General features: G+C 64.2%; 26 protein-coding genes and 1 tRNA gene. 12 read left to right on the top strand and 15 right to left on the bottom strand.

Going from position 1 to position 25,190, the window contains the following annotated elements; all coding sequences use genetic code 11:
- Window positions 1-2: 2 nt before the first annotated feature.
- The 4 genes from MESAU_RS08210 to MESAU_RS08195 are packed head-to-tail and all read right to left on the bottom strand — an operon-like array spanning window position 3 to window position 2,422.
- Window positions 3-428 carry a DUF1178 family protein gene (locus tag MESAU_RS08210; protein WP_015315595.1) on the bottom strand — a complete coding sequence of 142 codons (426 nt, stop codon included), beginning with the start codon at window positions 426-428 and terminating at the stop codon, window positions 3-5.
- A complete protein-coding gene (locus MESAU_RS08205; RefSeq protein ID WP_015315594.1) occupies window positions 425-1,303 on the bottom strand; it encodes a carbon-nitrogen hydrolase family protein in 879 nt (292 codons plus the stop codon). Before MESAU_RS08205 ends, MESAU_RS08210 begins: the two co-directional genes overlap by 4 nt.
- A gap of 11 nt (window positions 1,304-1,314) precedes the next feature.
- The gene (grxC, locus tag MESAU_RS08200) at window positions 1,315-1,584 is read right to left on the bottom strand and encodes a glutaredoxin 3 (protein ID WP_015315593.1); all 270 of its coding nucleotides are present in this window, start codon (window positions 1,582-1,584) and stop codon (window positions 1,315-1,317) included.
- Between the two features lie 25 nt (window positions 1,585-1,609).
- Window positions 1,610-2,422 carry a ComF family protein gene (locus tag MESAU_RS08195; RefSeq protein ID WP_015315592.1) on the bottom strand — a complete coding sequence of 271 codons (813 nt, stop codon included), beginning with the start codon at window positions 2,420-2,422 and terminating at the stop codon, window positions 1,610-1,612.
- Window positions 2,423-2,488: 66 nt separating this feature from the next.
- On the opposite strand from MESAU_RS08195, the gene MESAU_RS08190 reads away from it, so the two are divergent.
- Window positions 2,489-3,361 carry a methyltransferase domain-containing protein gene (locus MESAU_RS08190; protein ID WP_015315591.1) on the top strand — a complete coding sequence of 291 codons (873 nt, stop codon included), beginning with the start codon at window positions 2,489-2,491 and terminating at the stop codon, window positions 3,359-3,361.
- 20 nt (window positions 3,362-3,381) lie between these two features.
- Here the strand turns inward: MESAU_RS08190 and MESAU_RS08185 are convergent, their stop codons facing one another.
- From MESAU_RS08185 to argJ, 5 genes are all read right to left on the bottom strand, one after another.
- A complete protein-coding gene (locus MESAU_RS08185; protein ID WP_015315590.1) occupies window positions 3,382-3,561 on the bottom strand; it encodes a Flp family type IVb pilin in 180 nt (59 codons plus the stop codon).
- 110 nt (window positions 3,562-3,671) lie between these two features.
- Complete coding sequence (locus tag MESAU_RS08180; RefSeq protein WP_015315589.1) at window positions 3,672-3,986, bottom strand: hypothetical protein; 315 nt, start codon at window positions 3,984-3,986, stop codon at window positions 3,672-3,674.
- Window positions 3,987-4,106: 120 nt separating this feature from the next.
- On the bottom strand, window positions 4,107-4,529 hold the full coding sequence (locus MESAU_RS08175) for a (deoxy)nucleoside triphosphate pyrophosphohydrolase (protein ID WP_015315588.1): 423 nt from the start codon (window positions 4,527-4,529) through the stop codon (window positions 4,107-4,109).
- An 8-nt stretch (window positions 4,530-4,537) separates the two neighbouring features.
- Window positions 4,538-5,290 (bottom strand): GNAT family N-acetyltransferase, encoded by a 753-nt coding sequence (locus tag MESAU_RS08170; RefSeq protein WP_041163313.1) that lies wholly within the window; start codon window positions 5,288-5,290, stop codon window positions 4,538-4,540.
- Between the two features lie 29 nt (window positions 5,291-5,319).
- Window positions 5,320-6,561, bottom strand: a complete 1,242-nt coding sequence (argJ, locus tag MESAU_RS08165; protein ID WP_015315586.1) for a bifunctional glutamate N-acetyltransferase/amino-acid acetyltransferase ArgJ — start codon at window positions 6,559-6,561, stop codon at window positions 5,320-5,322.
- Window positions 6,562-6,783: 222 nt separating this feature from the next.
- On the opposite strand from argJ, the gene MESAU_RS08160 reads away from it, so the two are divergent.
- Window positions 6,784-7,383 carry a TetR/AcrR family transcriptional regulator gene (locus MESAU_RS08160; protein WP_015315585.1) on the top strand — a complete coding sequence of 200 codons (600 nt, stop codon included), beginning with the start codon at window positions 6,784-6,786 and terminating at the stop codon, window positions 7,381-7,383.
- A 59-nt stretch (window positions 7,384-7,442) separates the two neighbouring features.
- Here MESAU_RS08160 and MESAU_RS08155 read toward each other — a convergent pair whose 3' ends face one another.
- A complete protein-coding gene (locus tag MESAU_RS08155) occupies window positions 7,443-8,369 on the bottom strand; it encodes a peptidylprolyl isomerase (RefSeq protein ID WP_015315584.1) in 927 nt (308 codons plus the stop codon).
- 261 nt (window positions 8,370-8,630) lie between these two features.
- Here MESAU_RS08155 and secA point away from each other — a divergent pair, with 261 nt between their 5' ends.
- A complete protein-coding gene (gene secA, locus MESAU_RS08150) occupies window positions 8,631-11,363 on the top strand; it encodes a preprotein translocase subunit SecA (RefSeq protein WP_015315583.1) in 2,733 nt (910 codons plus the stop codon).
- Window positions 11,364-11,419: 56 nt separating this feature from the next.
- Here secA and MESAU_RS08145 read toward each other — a convergent pair whose 3' ends face one another.
- Window positions 11,420-14,056 carry a helix-turn-helix transcriptional regulator gene (locus MESAU_RS08145; protein WP_245262950.1) on the bottom strand — a complete coding sequence of 879 codons (2,637 nt, stop codon included), beginning with the start codon at window positions 14,054-14,056 and terminating at the stop codon, window positions 11,420-11,422.
- Between the two features lie 161 nt (window positions 14,057-14,217).
- On the opposite strand from MESAU_RS08145, the gene MESAU_RS08140 reads away from it, so the two are divergent.
- The 5 genes from MESAU_RS08140 (at window position 14,218) to MESAU_RS08120 (ending at window position 18,518) form a co-directional block, all read left to right on the top strand.
- On the top strand, window positions 14,218-14,490 hold the full coding sequence (locus MESAU_RS08140; RefSeq protein ID WP_015315581.1) for a DUF4242 domain-containing protein: 273 nt from the start codon (window positions 14,218-14,220) through the stop codon (window positions 14,488-14,490).
- A 427-nt stretch (window positions 14,491-14,917) separates the two neighbouring features.
- Window positions 14,918-15,415, top strand: coding sequence for a hypothetical protein (locus MESAU_RS08135; RefSeq protein WP_015315580.1), 498 nt, complete (start codon window positions 14,918-14,920; stop codon window positions 15,413-15,415).
- Window positions 15,416-15,476: 61 nt separating this feature from the next.
- Entirely contained in the window at window positions 15,477-15,683 is a 207-nt protein-coding gene (locus tag MESAU_RS08130; protein WP_015315579.1) for a DUF1127 domain-containing protein, read from the top strand.
- A gap of 154 nt (window positions 15,684-15,837) precedes the next feature.
- On the top strand, window positions 15,838-17,238 hold the full coding sequence (locus MESAU_RS08125) for an oligosaccharide flippase family protein (RefSeq protein ID WP_015315578.1): 1,401 nt from the start codon (window positions 15,838-15,840) through the stop codon (window positions 17,236-17,238).
- Window positions 17,238-18,518, top strand: coding sequence for a GNAT family N-acetyltransferase (locus MESAU_RS08120; RefSeq protein ID WP_015315577.1), 1,281 nt, complete (start codon window positions 17,238-17,240; stop codon window positions 18,516-18,518). Before MESAU_RS08125 ends, MESAU_RS08120 begins: the two co-directional genes overlap by 1 nt.
- A gap of 200 nt (window positions 18,519-18,718) precedes the next feature.
- Here MESAU_RS08120 and MESAU_RS08115 read toward each other — a convergent pair whose 3' ends face one another.
- Window positions 18,719-20,254 carry an FAD-dependent oxidoreductase gene (locus MESAU_RS08115; protein WP_015315576.1) on the bottom strand — a complete coding sequence of 512 codons (1,536 nt, stop codon included), beginning with the start codon at window positions 20,252-20,254 and terminating at the stop codon, window positions 18,719-18,721.
- Between the two features lie 20 nt (window positions 20,255-20,274).
- Between MESAU_RS08115 and MESAU_RS08110 the strand changes: the two genes are divergently transcribed.
- Window positions 20,275-20,769: a MarR family winged helix-turn-helix transcriptional regulator gene (locus MESAU_RS08110; RefSeq protein WP_210161499.1), complete on the top strand. Its 495-nt coding sequence runs from the start codon at window positions 20,275-20,277 to the stop codon at window positions 20,767-20,769.
- A 470-nt stretch (window positions 20,770-21,239) separates the two neighbouring features.
- Here MESAU_RS08110 and MESAU_RS08105 read toward each other — a convergent pair.
- Window positions 21,240-21,324: transfer RNA gene (locus tag MESAU_RS08105), tRNA-Leu, on the bottom strand.
- Window positions 21,325-21,503: 179 nt separating this feature from the next.
- Between MESAU_RS08105 and MESAU_RS08100 the strand changes: the two genes are divergently transcribed.
- Window positions 21,504-22,088: a YqaA family protein gene (locus MESAU_RS08100; protein WP_015315574.1), complete on the top strand. Its 585-nt coding sequence runs from the start codon at window positions 21,504-21,506 to the stop codon at window positions 22,086-22,088.
- Window positions 22,089-22,173: 85 nt separating this feature from the next.
- Window positions 22,174-22,692, top strand: coding sequence for a disulfide bond formation protein B (locus MESAU_RS08095; RefSeq protein WP_015315573.1), 519 nt, complete (start codon window positions 22,174-22,176; stop codon window positions 22,690-22,692).
- A 162-nt stretch (window positions 22,693-22,854) separates the two neighbouring features.
- Here the strand turns inward: MESAU_RS08095 and MESAU_RS08090 are convergent, their stop codons facing one another.
- Complete coding sequence (locus tag MESAU_RS08090) at window positions 22,855-23,412, bottom strand: HNH endonuclease (RefSeq protein WP_006328497.1); 558 nt, start codon at window positions 23,410-23,412, stop codon at window positions 22,855-22,857.
- Between the two features lie 128 nt (window positions 23,413-23,540).
- Window positions 23,541-24,182, bottom strand: coding sequence for a DNA-3-methyladenine glycosylase family protein (locus MESAU_RS08085; RefSeq protein WP_015315572.1), 642 nt, complete (start codon window positions 24,180-24,182; stop codon window positions 23,541-23,543).
- Window positions 24,183-24,257: 75 nt separating this feature from the next.
- Here MESAU_RS08085 and gluQRS point away from each other — a divergent pair, with 75 nt between their 5' ends.
- Window positions 24,258-25,133, top strand: coding sequence for a tRNA glutamyl-Q(34) synthetase GluQRS (gene gluQRS, locus MESAU_RS08080; protein WP_015315571.1), 876 nt, complete (start codon window positions 24,258-24,260; stop codon window positions 25,131-25,133).
- Window positions 25,134-25,190: the final 57 nt, after the last annotated feature.

Below are 25,190 nucleotides of genomic sequence, written 5' to 3'. Positions count from 1 at the left end.
GCTCAGTTCCGGTCGTCCGGAAACACCGGGATCGGCATGAACTCGACGCCGTCCTCGGCCAGGCTCTTGGCCTCTTCCAGCGTCGCCTCGCCATAGATGCCGCGCGCATCGGTTTCGCCGAAATGGATCTTGCGCGCTTCCTCGGCGAACTTGTCGCCGACATAGTCGGCGTTTTCACGCACCTTCTCGGCCATCGCCTTCAGCTGCGCCAGCGCCTGCTTCTGCGCCTCGCCCATGGCAAGCGCTATGGTTTCCTGCTTGCGGGCCGTGGAAACGGCCGGGGCCATCAGCGCCTTCTCGACCTTGTGCGAGCCGCAGCTGGGGCAATCGACAAAACCGCGCTTCTTCTGCGTGTCGAAATCGTCATTGCTGCGAAACCAACCCTCGAACTCATGCTCGTTTTCGCAGATCAGGGAAAAGCGGATCAAGATGCGGCGCCCCTGAGACGCGGCCCCTCGCCGGTATTGATGGTGAAATCCCGCGCATTCCTGAGATTGGGGATCTTCTTGCGCGCGGCAAGCGACTGCGCCGGGTCGATCTCCGCGACAATCACCGCTGGCTCGTCATGCGCGGCTTCGGCGATGATGCGGCCCCACGGATCGACGATCAGCGAATGCCCATAGGTCTCGCGGCCGTCCTCGTGCAGGCCGCCTTGCGCGGCGGCGACGACATAGGCGCCGTTCTCAATGGCGCGTGCCCTGAGCAGCACATGCCAATGCGCTTCGCCGGTCTGGCGGGTGAAGGCCGCGGGCACGGTCAGCACCTCGGCGCCGGCCATCGCTTCGGCACGGAACAATTGCGGAAAACGCAGGTCGTAGCAGACGGCAAAGCCTAGTTTCGCATCGTTGATCGGAATAACGACGGCTTCGGTCCCCGGCTCATAGGCGGCGGATTCGCGCCAGCTTTCGCCGTTATCGAGGTCGACGTCGAACATGTGGATCTTGTCGTAGGTGGCGAGCGTCGCGCCATCGGGTCCGAACAGGAGCGCGCGGTTGGCGAGCTTGCCGTCGGCGCGCAGTATTGCGGTCGAGCCAACGTGCAGGAAGATGCCGAGCTCACTGGCGAGCTTCCGCGCGGTTGCGACAACGATGTCCTTGTCCTGCGAGGTGAAGGAGGCGGCACGCGCTTCCTTGTCGCGGATCAATGCGCCGGTCATCTCCGGCGTCTGGATATAGATCGCGCCCTGGCCCGCGGCCTCGCGCACCAGCCGCTCCATATCGGCCGCATTGCGCTCGGGGCTCTCGCCTGAACGCATCTGCACTGCCGCCGCCTTGAAAACACCCGCCGTCTTGAAAACACCCATTGTCATACCCCTCAAATCGACGAGCCGTTGGCGAGCAGTTTGTCCAGTCGGCCTTCTGCCTCCAGATCATGGAGGTCGTCGCAGCCACCGACATGTGTGTCGCCTATGAAAATCTGCGGAAAGGTCGTGCGCCCGTGGGCCCGCAACATCATCTCCTGGCGCAGTTCCGGGGAGAAGGAAGCGTCGTGCTCGGTATAGGCGACGCCTTTGCGCTCCAGCAACCGCTTGGCCGCCGTGCAGTAGCCGCACATCATGCGCGTATAGATCGTGACATCGACCATGACGAATTCCGCTTCCGTTGCCGACTTATATAGTCACGGACTCGTCCGCCCGGAAGTCCCCCGGCAACACACGGGCAAAGGTCAGCACGTCGACGGCGGCCGCACCTCCCCTTTTCAGCGCCTTGGTGGCGGCACGCACGGTGGCGCCGGTGGTGTAGACATCGTCGATCAGAAGCACCCTGCGGCCGGCAATCTCGATCTCGGCCTCTGCCGGCACGCGAAAGGCGGCGCGTACGTTTTCCTCGCGCTCCTGCCGCTCCAGTCCGACCTGCTGGCGGGTGAGTTTCACGCGCCGCATGGCGGAGGGCGAGAAAGGCAGCCCGCTGAGCTCGCAAACCGCGCGCGCCAGTTCCGCCGATTGATTGAACCGCCGCCTGAAAAAACGGCGCCAATGCAGCGGCACCGGTACCACCACATCCGCGTCGGCGATGAGCTCGGCGCCCACACGAACCATCCAGCGCGCCATCCAGGGTGCGAGATCCGTGCGGTCCTGGTATTTCAGCCCTTGCACCATCTGGCGGGCAACGCCGGAGTAGACGACCGCGGCCCGTGCCCGTTCGAAGGGAGGCGGATCCGCGATCGCCTCCGCCGACAGAAAACCATCGCCCATGTGATGGGTGAACGGCGTGCCCATCACCGGACACCAGGGCCGCTCCAGCAGCCGCAGCTTCGGCCAGCAGCCGCCGCACAACACACCGGGCTGCGAGACCTGCCGGCGGCAACCGGCGCAGACCGGCGGAAACAGGATGCGCGCCGGCCAGCCCAGAGCCGACCGTGCAGCAGACCCGGCCAGCTTCCTGATCTCGACGGACTTGATCTTGGGCATCGGATCGGCCACGTGATTGGTTCCTCGGCGCCACCAATACCAATCACATCAAGGCGCCGACATACAAGGATCAATCCCTTGCAGCCTATAATGGACACCTCTCTGTGGCTGGCGCACAAGCGGCGCGCGCTCATCCGCCCGGTTGACGGCGCCGACTTCCTCATGCGCCGTGCCGCCGAGGATCTCGCCGACCGGCTGGGCGCCGTCGAGCGAAAGTTCGCCAAGGCGGCGGTGCTGTTTTGCCAGACATCGGCCGCGGCCGATGTCCTTGCGCGGAGCGGCAAGGTGGCGGATCTCGCCCGTGTCGAGACGGCCGCGGCTTTCCTGAACGGTGCCGCCGGGCTGATTGCACCGCCGGAGACCGTCCCGTTCGAGCCGCAAAGTCTTGATCTGGTGGTATCGCTTTTGTCACTGCAGGCGATGAACGACATCCCGGGCATGTTGATCCAGGTCCGTCGCGCGCTGCGGCCGGACGGACTTTTCCTCGGCGCTTTCGCAGGCGCCGGCACGCTTGCGGAACTGCGCGAAAGCCTGCTTGCCGCCGAGACAGAGCTCTACGGCGGCGTCAGCCCTCGCGTCATCCCCTTCACCGACGTACGCGATGCCGGTGCGTTGCTGCAGCGCGCCGGTTTCGCGCTGCCGGTCGCCGACGTCGAGACGGTGACGGTGCGCTATGCCAACCCGTTTGCCCTGATGGCGGATCTGCGTGCCATGGGCGAAACCAACGCGCTGGCCGATCGCAGCCGGCGGCCGGGCACGCGCCAGCTGTTTGCCCGCGCCGCGGAAATCTACGCCGAACGCTTTTCCGACCCCGACGGTCGTATCAGGGCAAGCTTCTCGACGGTCTGGATGTCCGGCTGGGCGCCCGATGCATCGCAGCAAAAGCCGCTGAAACCCGGTTCAGCCAAGGTTTCGCTGAAGACTATACTGGAGGGACCTGATGGGCATTGACCTATTCGCAGGCACCAGCCTCATTGCGCAAAGGCGTTGGCAAGCCTGCTGGAGTTGTCGCTGAACAGCCAGGTCAGCGAGTTGAAGACCTGGCCGATACCGCCGATGATCGTCAACGATAGCACGGCAATGATCAGACCGTATTCGACGACCGTGGCGCCGTTTTCGTCCTCCAGAAAACGCACCAGCACTGTTTTCATGACCTCGATCCCCGTTGCCGAAACTTTTACCGCGGATCTGTTAAGAAAGGTTAACGGCAAAGGCTTAACAGGCGGTGAAGTCGCCGACCGTCGGAAATGTCCTGGCCTTGTCAGCAGTCGCCACTGCTTTTGCCATCGGAACGGATAATGCAGACGCCTCCCGGATCGGCCTGCAGCACGCTGCGGCGTACCGTATAGGTGCTGCGATGGCTGATCGAACCGGTAGCCGTCATGTCCAGGCCGGGGAAACCGTCGCGGGCCGTTTGCGAACGCGCCTGGCTGTCGAGGAAAGGGGTCGCGATCAACGCCAGCGCCACGGCGGCCGATCCGAACAGCAGCGTGAGGCGCAGGACGCCCATGCCCGCATCAGCGACACGAAAGCCGCGCTCGGGCCGGATCGAATCCCAATCCCTGTCCAGGCTCATTCTATCGCTCCCCAGCGAAATGGCGGCGGCCGCACGAAAAACGGCCATGCATCAATTTTTCATGATGAGATAAATCTTCCATTAACGCTGGCTGATATGGACGGTGGTCCAATCAAATCCTCAAAGGAGATCGATCAGGAAGGGGATCAGTGGCGCATCGGCCGGCGGCATCGGATAGTCGCGCATCTGTTTGGGCCGCACCCATTTCAGCGCCTGCCCTTCCCTCGGCTGGGCGATGCCGCGGAAGCGGCGGCAGACAAAAAGCGGCATCAGCAAGTGGAAGTCGTCATAGGAATGGCTGGCGAAGGTCAGCGGCGCCAGGCATGGGATCTCGGTCTCGATACCGATCTCCTCCTGCAGTTCACGGATAAGGCATTGTTCCGGCGTCTCGCCCGGCTCGACCTTGCCGCCGGGAAACTCCCACAGGCCGGCGAGTTGCTTGCCTTGCGGCCGCTGCGCCAGCAGCACCCGACCATCGGCATCGACCAGCGCGCAAGCGGCGACCAGAAGCAGGCGCTTGCCGCTGGATTGCACATCATTCATGTCCGATTTCACCCATGAACAGGCGGCCGGCGGTAGTGGTAGCGATAGACTTCCTCGAAGCCGAGCGCGCGGTAGAGCGCCAGCGCCGGCGCGTTGCCGGCCTCGACCTGCAGCCAGGCTTCCCGTGCGCCGCGCAGCCTCGCCCATTTCAGCGCCGACAGGATCAGGTTGCGGCCGTGGCCCTTGTTGCGCGCCGCCTTGTCGGTAGCGACCTCGAACAGGCCGGCCAGATCGCCGTCATGCACGCAGATCAGCGTCGCCAGCGGCTCCGTCCCATCCTCGAGTGCGAACAGCCCGGCTTCAGGCTGGATAGCGCCGATGATCTCCGACAGGCCCGGCCGCAGCGACACGTCCGATCCGCTGACCTTGAGCAATGCGCCGATGAAGCGGCTGATGTCCTTGAGCGGGATCTGGTCCATGGCGGCGTCGAGCTGCGCGTCGGCCAGCGGCAGCCGCATGACCAGCGATTCGTCGAACCGGCTCCAGCCCTCCTTGTCGAGATGACTGGCAAGATCGGGACCCGACAATGGCGACATGCGGAACGTCAGCGGCCGGCCGTACGCGTCGAAACGGCGGCTCGCGCGGCCGATGCGGTCGGCGATGTGCTGGATGTCGCCGGGATCGAGCGGATTGACCGAGTTCAGCCGCTTGGCCGGATGACCGGCGGTTAGGCGCACCACCCAGGTGCCGTCATAGTGGACGGCGGCCGCGGGCCAGGCGCGAAAGCCGGCCGCCTCATAGCGGCGCACGGTCGCGAGCATGCTTGCGGGATGACGCGAAACCAAGGCGATCAGCTCCGGTAGTCGCCATTGATGGCGACATATTCCTTGGTGAGATCGCAGGTCCACACTGTCGCCTTGCCGCGGCCGATGCCGATATCGGCGCGGATGCGGATGTCGTCGCGCTTCATATAGGCCGAGGTCTTTTCTTCCGAATAGCTGGGGTCGCGCTCACCCTCATGCGCCAGCCTGTTGTCGCCGAACCAGATCGACAGCCGGTCGCGATCCGCGGGCTCGCCGGCCTTGCCGACGGCCATGACGACGCGGCCCCAATTGGCGTCCTCGCCGGCGACCGCCGTCTTGACCAGCGGCGAATTGGCGATCGACAGCGCGATGCGTTTGGCCGAGCGGGCCGACTTGGCCCCGGTGACGGTGACCTCGACCTGCTTGCGGGCGCCCTCGCCGTCGCGCACCACCTGCAACGCCAGCGACTTCAGCACCTTGCCGAGCGCCCGGCGGAACTGGCCAAGGCGGGCGTCCCTGGGATCGGTGATCTCGGGCGCGCCGCGCTTTGCCGCCTTGCCGGTGGCAAACAACAGCAGCGTGTCGCTGGTCGAGGTATCGCTGTCCACGGTGACAGCATTGAACGTCTTGGCCGTGCCGCGCGACAACAGGTCCTGCAGGACAGGAGCCGCGATCGGCGCGTCGGTGGCGATGAAGGACAGCATCGTCGCCATGTCGGGCGCGATCATGCCGGCGCCTTTGGAAATGCCATTGATGGTGACATCGGCGTCGCCGAGCTTGACCGTCGCCGTCGCCACTTTCGGATATGTATCCGTGGTCATGATGGCCTTTGCCGCCTCTGTCCACAGGTCCGGCTTGCCGTCGCTGACCAGTCCGGCGAGCAGATGGCTGAACTTGGCCGTGTCGAGCGGTTCGCCGATGACGCCGGTCGAGGCCAGGAAAACCTCGCCTGCCGTGCAGCCCGCGGCCTTCGCCGCCGCTTCGCCTGTCAGCGCGGTGGATTCGCGGCCCTTCTGCCCGGTGAAGGCGTTGGCGTTGCCGGAATTGACGACCAGCACCCGCGCCTTGCCCGAGCCAAGGTTCTGGCGGCAGAAATCAACCGGCGCCGAGGGACATTTCGACCTGGTGAACACGCCGGCGACCGCGGTGCCTGCATCGAACACCATGGCCAGCAGGTCGGTGCGGCCCTTGTACTTTATCCCTGCTTCGGCGGTGGCGATGCGCACCCCTTCGATTTCTGGCATTTTGGGGTATTTCTTCGGCGCAAGCGGGGAAATCGTCGTGGACATTCAGACCTCGGGCGGGAAAATCGCAAGGGAAGGCCGGTTTGCCCGATACGGCGAGCCGGTGCAAGCGCGTTTTCGTCGCTCCCGCGGAGGGCAAACCCGTTCAGGATCAAGCTTGCATTTCAAATCTGTTGGCGTCGCCGGGGTCCGTGGCGCTATGATCTTCCACATTGGGCAGGCGGGATCACTTATCATTGCCAGCGAATTGAAACGAGGACGAAAGGCATGGCCGAGGAGGCGGATACGGCGCGCAGATCGATCGGTGCGCGGCGCAATCCCGACAGCGCGGACGCCATTCTGGAGGCGGCCGAGGCAGTGCTGGTCGAAGGCGGCTATGCCGGCTTCTCGATCGAGGCCGTGGCGCGCCGCGCGCGCGCCGGCAAGCCGACCATCTATCGCTGGTGGCCAAGCAAGGCGGCATTGCTGCTCGAAGTCTATCAGCGCCAGAAACGCGTCGACATCCCAGACAGCGGAAGCTTGGAAGAAGACCTCGTCGGCTTCCTGAAAAACCTGTTCGCGCATTGGCGCGACACGCCTTCGGGCAGCGTGTACAGGTCGCTGATTGCCGAGGCGCAATCGGACGAGACCTCCGGCGCGGCGCTCGCCGGCTATGCCACGGGGCGCCGGACTCACAACAGCCAGATCGTGGACCGCGCCAAGGCAAGGGGTGAAATTGCCGACGATATCGATTCAGAGGTGGTCGCCGATCTGATCGGGTCCTTCGCCTGGAAGCATCTTTTGACCAACCGCCTCGACGTCGATGAAGCCACGATACGAACCGCTGTTGGCTATGTCACGCGAGGCATCGTCACGCCCAGGCGCTAAAAAACGGCAAAAAAATAGGCGCGGCGAGCAATCACTCGCCGCGCCTTCGCGATTGCGTCCTACTTGGCGCTTTCCAGCGTGTCGACGGCCTTCTTCAGATTGGCGTCGGGGATCTCGACCTTGGCGCCGGCGCGCAGCGACTTGACCAGCGCGAAATACTTGTCGCGGATGACCGCCTGCTTGGCCTGGTCCTTGACGTCGTCGAAGGCCGGCGGCTGCTTGGCGCGCTTGTCCTCGAGCTTGATGACATGCCAGCCGAACTGCGTCTGCACCGGCTCCTTGGTGTATTTGCCGACCTCGAGCGCGAAGGCCGCCTTGTCGAACTCCGGCACCATCTGGCCAGGTCCGAACCAGCCAAGATCGCCGCCATTGGACTTGCCCGAGGGATCGCTGGTGTGCTCGTTGGCGAGCTTCTGGAAATCACCGCCGCCGTCGAGCTGCTTGATGATCGCCTCGGCCTCTTCCTTCGTCTTCACGAGGATGTGACGGGCATGCACCTCGTTGACCGGCGGCGTGTTGGCGATTTCCTGGTCGTAGCGGGCGCGAACCTCGGCGTCGGTGACCTTGTCGACCACACCCTTCTCGACCATCTCGCCATGCAGGGCGCGCTGCTGCAGGAAAGCCATGCGGCGCTGGAAGTCAGGATCCTTGTCGAGACCGTCGGTGACCGCCTTGGCTGCCATGACGCGAATTTCGATGGCCGCCGAAAGTGCCGCGGCGCGGCGCTGCTCGGGCGGCAACTGCGCGAACTGCTGCGACAGCTCGCCTTCGGCAAGCACCAGATCGGCTTCGGTCAAGGGCTGGCCGTTGACGGTGGCGATCACCGTATTCGGGTCGACCGGCGCCGCGGCCGGGGCGGCCGCGTCCGCCGGGGCGGCCGGGGCGGGAGCGGTCTCCTGCGCCGTGACAGGCGACAGGCAAAGAGCCGACAGGCCGAGGGCCAGGCCAAGGCTGGCAAGCGACGCACGGCTGAACAACAAGGACATAAGGATGACTCCGGTCAGGGATTGTAGGGAGGGTGGCTTCCAGATCAGCCAGATTGTGGCGGAATTTGGCGCGACCGGCAGGGCCAGCGCGGCGTTGACATCAGTTGAGCCCCCTCTTATCTGTCCATCGACTTGGCGTCCAGAACCGTTTTCCGGGCGCTTTTTGTGTTTGCCCGTATTCAGGCGGTGCGTTCACGTGGATGTGATGGGGCCGCCCGGCGCCTGTCTCAAGATTGAGAATTCTATCGAAAGGACCATTGGATGGTCAGTCTCGGCGGTCTCGCCCGTAAGGTTTTCGGTTCCTCCAACGACCGTCGTGTCAAATCGACCCGCCCCCGTGTCGAGGCGATCAACGCCATGGAAAACGAGATGCGGGCGCTCTCCGATGCCGAGCTTGCCGGCCGCACGGAAAAATTTCGCCAGGATATCGCCAACGGCGCCAGCCTCGACGATCTGCTGATCCCAGCCTTCGCAACCGCCCGCGAGGCCGCGCGCCGCGTGCTTGGCATGCGCCCCTTCGACGTCCAGCTGATCGGCGGCATGGTGCTGCACAATGGCGGCATCGCCGAGATGCGCACCGGCGAGGGCAAGACCCTGGTCGCGACGCTGCCGGTCTATCTCAACGCGCTCGCCGGCAACGGCGTCCATGTCGTTACCGTCAACGACTACCTCGCCACCCGCGACTCCGAATGGATGGGCCGCGTCTACAAGTTCCTCGGCCTCTCGGTCGGCGTTATCGTCCACGGCCTGTCGGACGAGGAGCGTCGCGTCGCCTACGCCTCCGACGTCACCTACGCCACCAACAATGAGCTCGGCTTCGACTATCTGCGCGACAACATGAAGTACGAGCGCGCCCAGATGGTGCAGCGCGGTCACAATTACGCGATCGTCGACGAGGTCGATTCCATTCTGGTCGACGAAGCGCGCACGCCGCTGATCATTTCCGGTCCGCTCGAGGACCGTTCGGAAATGTACAACACCATCGACACCTTCATCATCCAGCTGCAGCCGCAGGATTATGAGATCGACGAGAAGCAGAAGACCTCGATCTTCACCGAGGAAGGCACCGAGAAGCTGGAGAACATGCTGCGCGATGCCGACCTGCTCAAGGGCGAGTCGCTCTACGATGTCGAGAACGTCGCCATCGTCCACCACGTCAACAACGCGCTGAAGGCGCACCGGCTGTTCCAGCGCGACAAGGACTACATCGTGCGCAACGGCGAGATCGTCATCATCGACGAGTTCACCGGCCGCATGATGCCCGGCCGCCGCTATTCGGAAGGCCTGCACCAGGCGCTTGAAGCCAAGGAACACGTGGCGATCCAGCCGGAGAACCAGACGCTTGCTTCCGTCACCTTCCAGAACTACTTCCGCCTCTACAAGAAGCTTTCCGGCATGACCGGCACGGCGCTGACCGAAGCCGAGGAATTCGGCAACATCTACGGTCTCGAAGTCACCGAGATCCCGACCAACCTGCCGGTCATCCGCAAGGACGAGGACGACGAGGTCTACCGGACGGTCGAGGAGAAGTACAAGGCGATCGTCAGGGAGATCCGCGAAGCCAGCGCCAAGGGTCAGCCGACACTGGTCGGCACGACCTCAATCGAAAAGTCCGAGCAGTTGGCCGAGCGCCTGCGCAAGGAAGGCTTCACGGATTTCGAGGTTCTCAACGCCCGCCATCACGAGCGGGAAGCGGCAATTGTCGCCCAGGCGGGCAAGCCCGGCGCCATCACCATAGCCACCAACATGGCCGGCCGCGGCACCGACATCAAGCTCGGCGGCAATGCCGAGATGCGCATTGCCGAGGAGCTGGGCGACATGCCGGAAGGCCCCGAACGCGAAGCGCGAGAAAAGGAAATCAATGCCGACGTCGAGCGCCTGAAGGAAAAGGCGCTGGCCGCCGGCGGCCTCTACGTGCTCGCCACCGAGCGCCACGAGTCACGCCGTATCGACAATCAGCTCAGAGGCCGCTCTGGCCGCCAGGGCGACCCCGGTCGATCGAAATTCTTCCTGTCGCTGCAGGACGATCTGATGCGCATCTTCGGCTCCGAGCGCATGGACGGCATGCTGCAGAAGCTCGGCCTCAAGGAAGACGAGGCCATCATCCATCCCTGGATCAACAAGGCGCTGGAAAAGGCGCAGAAGAAGGTCGAGGCGCGCAACTTCGACATCCGCAAGAACCTGTTGAAATATGACGACGTCTCCAACGACCAGCGCAAGGTGGTGTTCGAGCAGCGCATCGAGCTGATGGACGGCGAGGGCCTTTCGGAGACCATCGGCGAGATGCGCGCGGGCGTCATCGACGAGATCGTCGCCAAGGCCATTCCCGAAAACGCCTATGCCGAACAGTGGGACGTCGCCGGCCTGAAGGCCGAGGTCGCCGAATTCCTCAATCTCGACCTGCCGATCGAGGATTGGGTCAAGGAAGAAGGCATCGCCGAGGACGACATTCGCGAGCGCATCTCTCAAGCCGCCGACGCCGCGGCAAAAGAACGCGCCGACCGTTTCGGTCCCGAGGTGATGAACTATGTCGAGCGCTCCGTGGTGCTGCAGACGCTCGACCATCTGTGGCGCGAGCACATCGTCAATCTCGACCATCTGCGTTCGGTCGTCGGCTTCCGCGGCTACGCCCAGCGCGATCCGCTGCAGGAATACAAGAGCGAGGCGTTCGAGCTCTTCCAGGCGATGCTTGGCAATCTGCGCCAGGCCGTCACCGCGCAGCTGATGCGCGTCGAACTGGTCCGCCAGGCCGCCGAAGCGCCGCCGCCGGAAGCGCCCGACATGTTCGGCACGCATATTGACGGCACCACCGGCGAGAATGATTTCGAAGGCGGCGAAACGGCCCTTCTGGTACGCCAGGAAAGCACCGCCATCGTCGCTCCCGAGGACCGCGACCCTAACAACCCCGCAACCTGGGGCAAGGTCGGCCGCAACGAAGCCTGCCCCTGCGGCTCCGGCAAGAAATACAAGCACTGCCACGGGACTTTCGCGTAAAGACCTGCAGGATCGGTGTTCCCCGGACTTCTGATCCGGGGGCGGCTCCCATATTGTCAGATCAGCCCGGAATCGCGCGCCGCGGCGGTTGCCTCGCCGCGCGAAACGGCGTCCAGCTTGCCCAGCACCGCTGAGACATGATGATCGACGGTCTTCGGGGAGATGGTTAGGTGCTCGGCGATTCTCTTATTGGAGAAACCGCGCTCGATCAGGTGCAGAACCTCCATTTGGCGGAGCGTCAGGCCAGCATGATTGGCGCGTGTGCTCTGCCGCGGTCCCCTGGCAATGTTATGGACGCCATTCTGCCGCATGACGGCGCGGACGTGCTGGGCCACCGGCCGGGCACCGAGCCCCTCGAATATGTCCAGGGCCAGGCGCAGCGCCGGCTCGTCGCCGTACAACAGGGCGAGCGCCCGTTCGAACGGAGCGCCCAGCCGGGCCCACAGCATCGCGGCACCACGCCAGTCGCCGGTGAGCAGCAGGCGATAGGGCTCCGCCATGCCGGTCGTGTCGCCAGGACTGCTTTCAGGTGACAAGAGCAGCCGCCAGACGGCCAACTCGGCGAACATTGCCCTCGTCGGCGACAGGCTTTCGGCCAGGTCGATCAGGCGAAGTGCCTCTTCGGTGTCGCCTTGCCCGAGCCATGCCAGTTCGGCCATCGACGCCGTGTAGGGGACCAGCCGCTGCAGCTCCATTCCTTTGTCTAGGAACCGCTTCATTTCGTCCAGCAACGGCGCGGCCGGATCGCCTCGTCTTATGCGCAATTTCGCCAGCGCGACCAAGGATGGGTAGCGCACCAGGGCCGTGGTCGCACTATCGTCGATGACGTCGTGAGCCATCGCGGCCGCATCGTCCCAAAGGCCGCGTCGCAAAAGCAATTGCGCCTGCACGCCCCGCATATAGTCGCGCCAGGTCGCGAGGTCATTCTCGACGCAATAGGCGATGCCCCGGTCGAGAAAGGATTGCGCCCGGACAAGGTCGAGCTGGTTCATTTCGGCGCAGGCGCAATTGGTGAAGCCGCGTGCGGCGTGCTCCTGGAAATTCTGCCCGAGCGCGATGTCAAGGCTGCGGGCGAGGTGCAGACGGCCCTTGGCCAGGTCAAGCCACTGCTCGGCGGAGCCAAGATTGTTGAGCGCATGACAGACTATCTCCGGCTTGTTCAACCGTTCGGCCAAACCGACTGCCTTGCAGCCGAGCAGCAGCGTCTCGTCGAGCTTCTCGGCCAGCATCGCCAGCTGCGAGAGATTGGAATAGGCCATGGCAAGCTCCGGACTGGCCGGCGCCTGTTCCAGCAATTCCACCGCCTGTGCCCCGAACAGGTCCGCCTGTTCTCGGTCACCCACCAGATAGGCGAAGCGCGACAGGCATCTGAGGCTGTCGCCCTCCCTGAGCGTGTCGCCCAACGCCTGCTGCAACCGCCGCGCCTGGCCCTGCGCCTCGATGGCCATATCGATGCGGCCGATCAGATGGCATTCAAAGGCATAGCCTTCGTAAAGCCTCGCCCGGTCGCCCATGGGCAGGCCGTCGGCGTGCCGCAGGGCGACCTCGTAATAGCCGGCCGCATCGCGATGCGCGCCGACGCGGGAAGCCTCGCGCGCCGCAAGCGGGGCAAGCTCGCGCACCGCTTCCAAATTCTGGGCCTCCACCGCATGGTGGACAAGTCTTGCCGTAGCCACCTCGGCGTTTTCCTGCAGTGCGGAAAGCGCGCGCTGGTTGAATTCGCGCCGATGGCTTGGGGTCAGCGCCATCTCGACGGCGCGACGGGCGATCTCGTGGCGGAAGGCATAGCCATCGCCGAGATCGTCGAGCAGGCCATTCGAGACACATTCCGCCAGTTGGCCCGCGCTGGCGACACCACAGAGGCCGCGCAGCGCCCAGACATCGGCGCGGCGTGGAAACACCGACACCGCGTCGAGCATCGAGCGCCCGCCCGGCGACAGGCGCTCGGCACGCGCCAGCACAGCGTCGCGGACGCTGGCCGGCGGGATCATCTCGCTTTCGGCAGCCAGCAACTCTGTGACGAAGAAGGCGTTGCCCGCGGTGGCGCGATAGATTGCGCTGCCGTCGCGGTTGGCGGCTTCGGCAAGCGACAACACCGCCGCTTCGCTAAGCAGCGGCACTTCGATACGCTGGACGTTGGCGGCCGGAATTTCACCGAGCACCCGACGCGCGCGCATCTGCCCTTCGCTGCGGTCGGTGCGTGCCGTGAACAGCACCAGCATATGCGTGTTGGCGATGCGCCGGCCCAGGAAACGGACGAAATCCAGGGTCGCGTCGTCGGCCCAGTGCATGTCCTCGATGACCAGCAGGCCCGGCCGAGACTTCGCCTCGAAAACCTCGAGAGCGTCTGAAAACAGGGGCAGCCGCTGGCCTTGCCGGTCATCAATCGCCCGGGGCAGTGCCCACTGCGCGTCCCGGGCCAGATCGTAGAGGGGTCCCAGCGGATCGGGGATCGACAGATCCTCGCAGGCGCTGCGGAATATGGAAACGTGCTGCCCAACACCGCTTACGAACGCCTCGACGAGTGCCGTCTTGCCGGCGCCGGCCTCACCCAGCAATGCCGCCACGCGGCCGCGACCGCGCGCCGCCGCCGCGAGCAGTTCCTCCAACTGATCAAGTTGCGCCTGCCGCTCCAGAAGCATCGTTACTGGCCCATGAGTATCGTCGTCTGCCCCATCCCCCAGGATACCCACGCTTCGGTATCCGCAGTGTGGCTCCAAGATCGAACGTCGAAAACATAGGGAATCGTCCCGCGAAATATGGGGAAAGGCTCCGATGCGCGCTTTCGAAGGCCATGGTTTTTCTCCGACCGCGCTCATTTCGAGCGTGAATCAATCGTAAAAGGAAGCATTCCATGCCTCGCTATCTGATCGAACGGACATTCCCCGACGGACTCAACCTGCCGATGAACGACATCGGCGCAACGGCGCTTGGCGGTATCATCATGCGCAATGCCGAGAAGGGGGTCACCTGGGTGCAGTCCTTCGTCTCGCCCGACAAGAGCAAGAGTTTCTGCATCTACGACTCCCCCTCGCCGGAGGCCATCCGCAGCACGGCGCAGAAGAATTCCCTGCCGGTGGACAAGATCACGGAGGTGAGGGTCCTGGACCCCTACTTTTATCGCTGATCCAATGGAGCAAGGATGGAGCCATGAGCGTGAAATTGTCTTGGGCAATGATAGCGGGCGGTTTTCCCTGTTGTTCCCTCCCGAAACGGCCGCCGGGGTGGCGTTCGACCCTGCACCCCACCGGCGCGGTCTCGCATCGCGGATTGTCTCCGCGCTGCTATCGCCATTGCGAGGCCGGCGCGGGCGCCTGCCTCCGCAAGACGATTATTTGAGACGGGACGTCGGTCTGCCGGAGCACGAGATGCGGCGGGACTACTGGGAATATTGGTGGTGGCACCAATGAGACCGCGGTCCGGTTAGACGGGATGGACGAGGATCGAACCCGTCCCGTACTGCCAATCCAATGCCGCGGGCGTCTGCAGCCAGGCCTGGCCTTGCTGGCCGGCCTGGGCGCCTGCCGGATCATCAACAATCAATGGAGAACAAAATGAACGTCAATTTCTGGCGCCTTGCCGCGCTGTTCATCACGTCGATCGCCTCCACCGCCGCATCGGCGGGGAAGGACAATCCGCTTGCCGACGAGGTGCGGGCGGCCAACAGCCGCTTCGTGAACGTCGCGGCGGCCACCGCCGAGGGCTATGCGCCGATTCCTTGCGCCAGTGGCATCACTGGCGGCGCCATGGGCATTCATTACGTCAATGGCGCCTATCTGAAGGACGATGCGATCGACCTCGCCAAGCCGGAGGCCGTGATGTACGAGCCGATGTCCGATGGCACGCTGAAGCTGGTGGCCGTCGAATACATCACCGCGAAGGGTCCGGCCTCGCTCGGAGGCCAGTTGTTCAACTTCAACAGCGCTCCCAACCGCTATGGCCTCGGCCCTTTCTACGAACTTCATGTCTGGGCCTGGAAGCAAAACCCGACCGGCGCCTTCGCCGACATGAACCCGAACGTCTCGTGCGACGCCATGAAAAAGGCCGACTGACGGCACCCGGCCTGCCGGTCCAGTCCCGGCAGGCCTTTCGCGCGCATCGCGAGGAGAAATCATGCCCGAAATCGATGTCGTCCTGGCGAGGCCGCGCACCCGGCCTTCGCGCCTGATGGCCGTTACCGCTTGGCTTGCACACGGATGGCACCTGCGGCATGGCCGGCGTCGCTTGGAGGCCATGCCCGGTTTCATGCTGAAGGACATCGGTATCAGCCGTTGCGCGATCGACCATGTCGCAACGCGCGGAGAGGCGCGCCGCCGGTAGATCCGACTGGGCGACAAACGGCGCCGCGCCTGTGCGGCACCTTCACCGTTCGTCGACCCTCAGCCATTACGCACGCCCTCCCCACCCACGCTTTCTTAAGGTGTCTTCGCTACACCAAAGCCTGAAAAGAGGCGGAAAACGGAGAGAAATCGGGGTGCGCTTTTCCGCGGCCACGACTGCCGGGCGGTTCTTGCCGCAGCGTTTGGCGCTGCGCGTGGAGCCTTTGCTTGGCCGCCTCGACGCCGTGCTGTTCACCGCCGACGAACGCGGCGAGGCCGGCCGCATGTCGGTCATCGCCTTCTCCATCCGCATCGTCAGTGCCGTCATCGCCTTCATCAGCCAGGTGCTGATGGCGCGTTGGATGGGTTCCTTCGAATACGGCATCTTCGTGCTGGTCTGGGTGACGATGGTCATCGTCGGCAACCTCGCCTGCCTCGGCTTCCACACATCGGTCATCCGCTTCATCCCCGAATACCGCGAGCGCGGCCTGATGGATGAATTGCGCGGCATCGTCGTTGCGAGCCGCCTGTTCGTGCTGATCGCCTCGACGGTCATCGCCGGGCTCGGCGCCCTCGGCGTCTGGCTGGCCGCGCCCTGGATCGAAAACTACTACGTGATACCGTTCATCCTCGGCGTCATCTGCCTGCCGATGATCGCGCTGTCGGATTTGCTGCAAGGGCTGGCGCGCGCCAATTCATGGGCATTGTTCGCGCTGTCGCCGACCTACCTGATCCGGCCGGTGCTGATCCTGCTGTTCATGGCGCTGATGCTTTGGGCGGGCTACGCCGCCGACGCGCGGACGGCGATCTTCGCCTCGATCGCCGCTACCTACGCCACCACGCTGACCCAGCTCATCGGGGTCACCCAGCGCATGGAAAGGCAAATTCCGGCCGGCCCGATGAAAGTGCATTTCGCGCAATGGTTCGTCGTCTCGCTGCCGATCTTCCTGGTCGAGAGCTTCTTCTTCCTGCTCACCAACGCCGATGTGCTGATGGTCGGCGCCTATATGGATCCCAATGACGTCGCCGTCTATTTCGCCACGGTCAAGACGCTGGCGCTGGTGCATTTCGTCTATTTCGCGGTCAAGGCCGGCGTCGCCCAGCGCTACGCGCAGTTCACCCATGGCGAGCCGCAAAAGCTTGCCGCCTTCGCCCGCGAGACGGTATCATGGACCTTCTGGCCCTCGCTGCTGATGGCGTTTCTGGTGCTGGCGCTGGGCGAACCGATGCTGGTGCTGTTCGGCCCCGAATTCACATCGGGCTATCCGCTTCTGTTCCTACTCGTCTTCGGCGTCGTGGCGCGCGCCGCCGTTGGCCCCTGCGAAAGCCTGCTCACCATGAGCGGCAATCAGAATGTCTGCGCCGCCGTCTATGCCATGACACTGGCCTTCAACATCGGGCTCAATGTGGTGCTGATCCCGCTTTTCGGCCTGTGGGGCGCAGCCATGGCCACCGCCTTTGCCATGATCTTCGAGGCCGGCGCACTGTCCTTCACGGTCTGGCGCAAGCTCGGCATCGTCATGGCGATCTTCGTGCCAGCCAAAGGAGCCGCCTGATGGCCGCCATCCCTCTGCTCGAGGAAACCAGCGGCGGTCCCGCCGGCGCCATGGTGTCCGGCCTTGCCGGGCTGGCGCGCGACGCCGATCCCGCTCATATCGAGATCCTCGCCAACAACCGGCCCGAGCGCAAACTCGCCATCTACCCGGCGTCGGCCGGCTTCGACCTGGTCGAGGAACTGGACTATCTCTGCGCCCGCACGATCGAGCCGAACGTCTTCTTCAACCCGCGTTTCCTGGCGCCGGCCATGCCCCGGCTGGAAGATCGCGAGGTGCGCCTTGCCGTGATCCGCGACGGCGATGAATACCGCAACCGGCTGCGGCTGCTGGTGCCGATCTCGGTGGAACGGCCGGTGGTGCCGCTCGGCGTGCCGGTCATGCGCACCTGGTCGAGCCCATTCGGCCCGCTCGGCACGCCGCTGATCGACCGCGACGATCCGGTCGGCGTGGTCGAGGACTTCTTCTCGATGCTGTCGCGCCCGCATCTCAAGCTGCCGAAAGTTCTGGTCCTGCCCGACATCAGGCTCGACGGTCCGGTGTCGAGCCTGGTCGCCACCGTGGCCGAGACGCGTGGCCTGGCGCTGGTCACCACGGGCCAGACTTCACGCCCGGTGCTGGAGAGCGAACTCGACGGCGACGATTATCTCAAGGCTTCGCTGCGCGCGCACCACTATCGCGAATTCCGCCGCCTGAAGCGGCGCCTCGGCGATCTCGGCAAGCTCGAACATGTCGTGGCACGCGGCCCCGAGGAAATCCGCCACGCCATCGAGCACTTCCTGACGCTGGAGGCGTCCGGCTGGAAAGGCCGCGAGCGCACCGCCATGGCGATCGACCGCTTCCGCGCCGCCTTCGCCCGCGAGGCGGTGCACCGGCTCGCCGAACAGGACATGTGCCGCATCCATTCGCTGACGCTCGACGGCCGCACCATCGCTTGCCTGATCGTCTTCGTCGAGGCTGGCGTCGCCTACACCTGGAAGACGGCCTATGACGAGACGCTGGCCGCCTGTTCGCCGGGCACGCTGCTGATGATCGAGGTCACCAGGCAGCATCTCGACGATCCCAACATCATGATGACCGATTCCTGCGCCGTGCCCGACCACCCGGTGATGAGCCGGCTGTGGAGCGAGCGCAAGCCGGTCGGCACATTGGTGATCGGGTTGACAAGGGACGCCGACCGCCTCGCCCGCCAGGCCGCCTCGCAGCTGCATCTCTACCGCGAAACCCGCAACATGGCGCGCCTGCTGCGCAACCGGATGAAGAGTTTGCTCAGACGGCGCTAGACCTGCGCGGGGTGGGTGATGCAAAACCGTAGATTGGCGACAACCTGCCCGGTGGGTCGCGCTACTGGTAGGCCTTGCAACCCCATTCAGAAATGTCCTCTGGCATGGCGGGCCTAGGACAGTCGAACGGCCGACATGCGTTCCAGCGGCTGTCGTGTCCGGGGACGGCCTCCGCAGGCCGTCCTGATCTCGCAAGTCCGTCATGTTGGTGCAACGCCGACCCTCCCGTTTGACTGAGAGCAGGCGTTCTCGGAAGGAAGTACCTTCGCCAGATAGTCACCGACCAGGGTGGAACTCGCGGCATCGAAAGTGGCGCCAACATAGCCGTCCGGCCGGATGAGCAGGCAGCCGCCCTCGGCCAAGCTGAGCTGATTGGAGGGGTCGCGCAGTTCCGCGCCTTCGCCCACCGTGACCACTCGCAGGCCCGCGCGCGCAGCCACGATCGGCCAGTAGTCAGGGCTCGATAGAAGCAGGGTCCAGTGCGTGCCGGTCATCACGTCGAACAGACGGCGGGGCTGTCCAGCGGCGCCAGTTAGGGTCGCGTCCGGCATGCGCTCACCGGCCCGCGGGCCAATCGTCCGACCACCTCCGTCGTGAGAAAGTGATGAGTGGGGATAGCCGATGTCGAGCTGATGTGTGTCGCGGCCGCGCCGCATGCCGCCTTGTTCGCGCTGACGGTCGAGCAACTGGGTCGAAAGCCCCAGGACATCCGCCGCAACGGCGCGTCGCTCCTCCTCATAGGTGTCTAGCAGCGTTGCGGGGGCGCCGGCCAAGACTGCGGCCAATTTCCAACCGAGATTGTAGGCGTCCTGAACGCTGGTGTTGAGGCCCTGTCCGCCCGTTGGCGGATGGATATGCGCGGCGTCGCCGGCTAGCAAAACCCGTCCGACCCGGTAGCGGTCAGCCAGACGCGCGTTCATCGCGTAGGCGGATGCCCAGGCCACCGACTGAACATCGATGTCGCTACGGCCAGTCCGCTCGGCGATCATCCGCGTCAATCCATCCGCGGAAAGGTCAGGCTCGCCGTCCAGCGGGATCGGCGCCTGCACCTGGAACAGGTCCGTGCCGGCGAGCGGGCAGATCATGACGAGCCGCTCCATGTCGCCGTCATTGAACTGGTGCCAGGCAGCGCGGTCGAGTCCGCTCAGATGGGCATCCGCCACGATAGCACGGACACCCAGCGTCTTACCGGGAAAGTCGATGCCGAGCGCACTGCGGATCGAGCTGCGGCCACCGTCAGCACCAACCAGATAGCGCGTATGGACCCGCTCCTCGCCGCCAGACGACTTGAGGCGGGCGCCGACGCCATCATCGTCCTGCTCGAAGTCGATCAATGCGGTGCCGAACTCGACACGATGGCCCAGCTCCGCGAGGCGCTCGCGCATCACGCCCTCTGTAAGGAACTGCGGGATCATGAGCGCGATGAAATAGGGGACGTCGGGCGAGGGTTCGGGCGCTTCGAAAACTGCCTTTTCGTCATAGCCGCCGTCGTTGCGATACTCCCTCATCGGCGGATAGACACCGCCGGCTGCCATGATGCGGTCGATTATGCCCAGATCCTCGAACACCTCCTGCGTGCGTGGCTGCAAGCCCTTGCCGCGCGAGCCGGCGAAGGGACGTTCCATCTGCTCAACGATGCGGAACAACACGCCTCGCCTCGCCAAGTCGATTGCAAGCGTCAGCCCGGCTGCTCCCGCGCCGCAGATCAGGACGTCAATTTCAGCTCGCTCTTCCATTTTCGGCTCCAATGTGCATAATGCACATATTAAAGGGAGCCAAGCCGGTGTCAATAAAGAAAGTGCATAACGCACATATTAAAGTGTTGTTGCCCGAGCTGCATCGCTCGCTGATTGACATCGTCACCATCATGAACCGACCCGAGCGGGATGTGGAATTGCTCACCAAGGCGGGCCTCACGCTCGAGCGTGCCCTCTTCCCGCTGCTCGTTCTTGTCGAGAGACTTGGCCCGATCGGCGTTGTCGATCTGGCTGGCCGCGTCGGTCGCGATTACACGACCGTCAGTCGACAGGTGTCACGACTGGAGGAGCTGGGACTGGTCACGCGGCGCTTGAGCGCCGCTGACAAGAGAGTTCGCGAGGCCGTTGTCACACCGCAGGGAAAAGCGGCGACGGACGCGCTGGATGCGGCGCGGGAGCAAATAGCCGTTGCCAAATTCGCCGACTGGGACCGCAAGGACTTCGACGATCTAGTCCGCTTGATGCGAATGCTCGTCGATACGATGAAGGATTAGACCATAACCAACAGCAAGTGTCGCACTTTGCAAGGATCGACCTGCGCTCTCACTCAGCAATGTGTGTGTTATACACGCGCCTGATGAAAAGTGCAGCAGGCGCGACATGTCTGCTTACGCTGCACTTTCTCGACAGAAGCGAGCGGCTGAAACCGGCGCGCGCCTTGTTGTCGCCCATCACAGCGTGCCGAACGGAACGGCGAAGCGCTGGTTGGCGCGTTCGTCCGCCTTCGCCGACCGCGCCGGCGTCGATCGGGGAAAGGCCGCGGCCTGGGCAGAAATGGCCGGCCGTTTTGCCGCTGCTTTCCGGCGCCGAAGAGGATCTGCTTTGCGAGGCCGGGTTCTCGGATGTCGAGCTTCTTCTATGCCGCCTTCTCGTTCCGTGGCTAAGTGGCGACGGCAAGCATGGCCTGAGCGCCTCCCGCGATAGCTGCCCCAACATGGCTAAGCTTTGCTCTGATTTTGAAGGATGGTGCCCCTAGCCGGGATCGAACCAGCACTCCTTGCGGAACTCGATTTTGAGTCGAGCGCGTCTACCAATTCCGCCATAGGGGCTCAGGCCGCGCGGCCTGGATGGGCGCGGACTATACGGTCGGAGGCCTGTTCGTCAACAGGCCAATTTCCAAACCAGCCTCTGCCGCGACCAGACGGCACCTTTCCAATTTGTAAGACCGCAGCCATTGTGCAGCGCGAAAAACCTTTCTAGACAGACGGGCCGTTCCATAGGAGAGCCGATGCTTCGCGGACTGTATGACTGGACCCTGTCGCTGGCGGCGCGCAAATCCGCCGAATGGTGGCTGGCCTTCATCGCTTTCGTCGAGAGCTCGGTGTTCTTCATACCGGCAGACGTTCTGTTCCTGCCCATGGCGCTGGCGCGCCCCGAACGCGCCTATCGCTACGCGCTGACCGCCACCGTTGCGTCCGTGCTGGGCGGCATCGCCGGCTGGCTGATCGGCTACTATGCCTACGACACAATAGCACGGCCGATCCTGGAGCACTTCGGCGGCCTTGCCACGTTCGAGAAGTGGCAGTCTTCCGGCACCGGGCTAATGCTGGTGCTGCTCGTCACATCCGGCGTTGCGCACCTGCCGCCGATCAAGGTGGTCACTATTCTGGCCGGCGCGCTCCACATCAACCTTGTTGTCTTCATCGTCTCGGCCATCATCGCGCGCGGCGCCCGCTTCCTGCTGCTGGCGTGGCTTTTGCGCCGCTATGGCGAGCCAATCCGCGAATTCATCGAAAAGCGCCTGGGCCTGATCGTCGGCGCCGCCGCGGTCGCCCTGATTTTGCTCTATATCCTGATCAAATACGCCCTCTGAGGTTTGATGCTTAAAACCGCGCAACGGTTTTGGCAGCGCGGCGAGCAGACTTTGCGGACGGCGAACACAACGGACGAAAGACGCCATGACAGCGACCATGAATGCCGATACCGGCCACCAGCGGACACGCGCGGCCCTGTTTCTCGCCGTCGCGATGGCCGCGACCGTTGGCTCGGCGCTCGGCTTCCAGCACATTGGCGGCTACATCCCCTGCCACCTCTGCCTGGAACAGCGCACGCCGTATTACATCGGCGTGCCGTTGATGGTGCTGGTGGCGATAGCGTCGATGCTGCGCGCACCCGCATGGCTGACGCGCGGCCTGTTGGCCATTGGCGGCCTCCTGATGCTGTACGGGCTCTATCTCGGCGTCTATCACTCCGGCGTCGAATGGGCCTGGTGGCAGGGTCCTGCCGATTGCACGGCGGGCGCCGGACCGGTCGACACCGGTGGCAAGGGCGTCCTCGACGCGCTCGACAAATTCGTGCCGCCCTCCTGCGACAAGGCCGCCTTGCGCATTCTCGGCCTGTCGCTGGCCGGTTGGAACGCCATCGCCAGCCTGATCCTCGCCGCCGTCGCCTTCCGTGGCGCGCTGGCCCGTGACTGATGTAGCGAACGCGCCGACTTGAGATCCTTCAAAGAATTCGGCAGGCTGGGTCGGATAAAGTGATTTTCGAGAACCGGAGCGGAGCGGCCATCAACTTCGTGAGCCCCGGAAGCGCAGACAATTTGCTCCAGACGGCCAACCTCCCGAATTCTTCGAACGAACTCAAGGCTCCAGTTCGACATCCCAGTAGAGATAATCCATCCAGCTTTCATGCAGATGGTTGGGCGGGAACAGGCGGCCGTTATTGTGCAGATCATGCACCGTCGGCTGAAACGGCTTCTGCAACGGCCACATCTTGGCGTGAGCCGGCATCATGCCGCCCTTCCTCAGATTGCAGGGCGAACAGGCGGCGACGACATTCTCCCATGTCGTGGCGCCGCCACGGTGACGCGGGATGACATGGTCGAAGGTCAGGTCCTCGGGGGTACCGCAATACTGGCACTGGAAACGGTCGCGCAGGAAGACGTTGAAACGGGTGAAGGCCGGATGCCTGGACGGCTTCACATAGGCCTTCAGGCTAACCACGCTCGGCAGCTTCATCGAGAAGGTCGGCGAGGATACGGCGTGCTCGTATTCGGCCACGATGTTCACCCTGTCGAGGAACACCGCCTTGATGGCGTCCTGCCAGGACCAGAGCGACAAGGGGTAATAGCTGAGCGGACGGTAATCCGCATTCAGCACCAGCGCTGGAAGCCCATCCGGAGATACGGCAACCGTCACCTTGTTGACCTCCTAGTTCTAGAACCGTTCGGCGTGGATACTGTAAGCCCGACATGACAGGGATGTGAAGCGGATTGTCGCTGGCACGAAGCGCCAAAAACACATGATTTTTAGGCTTTCTTGCGGATTCAGGCCGGCGGCGCGGCGTCCCGGCCCCTGGTTTCGCGATAATAGGACCAGAAAAGCCGCGATGCGACACCTCGCCACGGGCTCCATGATTCGGCCAGCGCGATCAGTGTTTTCTCCGCTGGACGCGGGTCGATGCCGAGGGCATGGCCGACAGCGCTCTGCAGGGCGACGTCGCGCGCCGGGAAAATGTCGGGATGCCCGGCGGCAAACAATAGATACACTTCCGCCGTCCAGGGACCGATTCCGGACACCGCCGTCATCCTGGCGATCGCCTCCACGGCATCGAGCGAACAGAGGTGATGCAGGTCGAGCCCATCGGCCACGGCCTGCGCAACCGCGATCAGGCCGCGCTGCTTGGGCCGCGACAGGCCGGCCTCGCGAAACATGTCCTCGCCGGCGGCAAGGATCGCCTGCGGCGTCAGCGGATCGACGAGTTTCGTCAGCCGGCCGAAGATCGCATCGGCGCTCGCCCGTGACACCTGCTGCGAGACGATGATCGAGGCCAGGCTCCTGAAGCCCGGCTCCGAAAGCCTGAGCGGCACCTCGCCGGCCATGCCGCGCACTTTTTCCAGGCGCGGGTCGATGAGGCAAAGCGCGTCCAGCCCCCGCTCAACGTCGTCCAGTGTCGCGATGCGCTGCATGGTATCCTTGTCCGAAGATGTGCAGCAAGGTAGCAACCGCCAAAACCACAGCACAACCCGATTGCCGCCTGAGACATGACGCTCCTGACATTCCGCTTCGCGCCCAGCCCCAACGGCGAACTGCATCTGGGCCACGCCTATTCGGCGCTGCTCAACCAGAAGCTCGCAAATATCAGCGGCGGCCGCTTGCTGCTGCGCATCGAGGACATCGACACCACGCGCTGCACGCCGGAGTTCGAGGCGGGCATGATCGCCGATCTGAAATGGCTGGGCCTCGACTGGGAAAAGCCCGTGCGCCGCCAGTCCGAGCATTTTGCAGAATATGGAACGGTGCTCGAGCGCCTGATCCGCGAGGAACTCGTCTATCCCGCCTTCATGAGCCGCGGCGAGATACGCGCCTTCATCGCCGACGGCGAAAAGCGCGGGCGCGACTGGCCGCGCGATCCCGACGGTGTGCCGCTCTATCCCCCGGCCGACAAGGCGCTTTCGATGAAGGAACGCAAGCGGCGGATTGCCGAGAATGCGCCCTTCGCCTGGCGGCTGGACGTCGGCGCCGCCATGGCGCGTGCCGGCAGGGACCTGGCATGGGCCGAATTCAGCGACGGGACGCTGTCCACGACGCGCTCCGTCGAGGCGCGTCCCCAGGATTGGGGCGACGTTATCGTGGCGCGCCGCGACATCCCGACCAGCTACCACCTCGCCGTAGTCATCGACGATGCCCTGCAAGGCGTCAGCCATGTCGTGCGCGGACAGGACCTGTTTTCCGCGACCGGGGTGCAACGCCTGCTGCAGGAGATTCTGGGATTGCAGCCACCCGCCTATTTCCATCATCGGCTGATCCTCGGGCCGGATGGGCGAAAACTGTCGAAGAGCTTCAGGGATACGGGCCTTGCCGCCTTGCGCGACGCAGGCGCCTCGCCGGAGGAAGTCAGAAGGATGATTGGGCTCTGACAGGAGAAACGCTCTCCGGACACGCCACCCGTTCAACCTCCTTGACGCATGGATCAA

This window comes from Mesorhizobium australicum WSM2073, from assembly GCF_000230995.2.
Classification (GTDB): domain Bacteria; phylum Pseudomonadota; class Alphaproteobacteria; order Rhizobiales; family Rhizobiaceae; genus Mesorhizobium; species Mesorhizobium australicum.
This window is presented reverse-complemented; position numbering and strand designations above follow the sequence as displayed.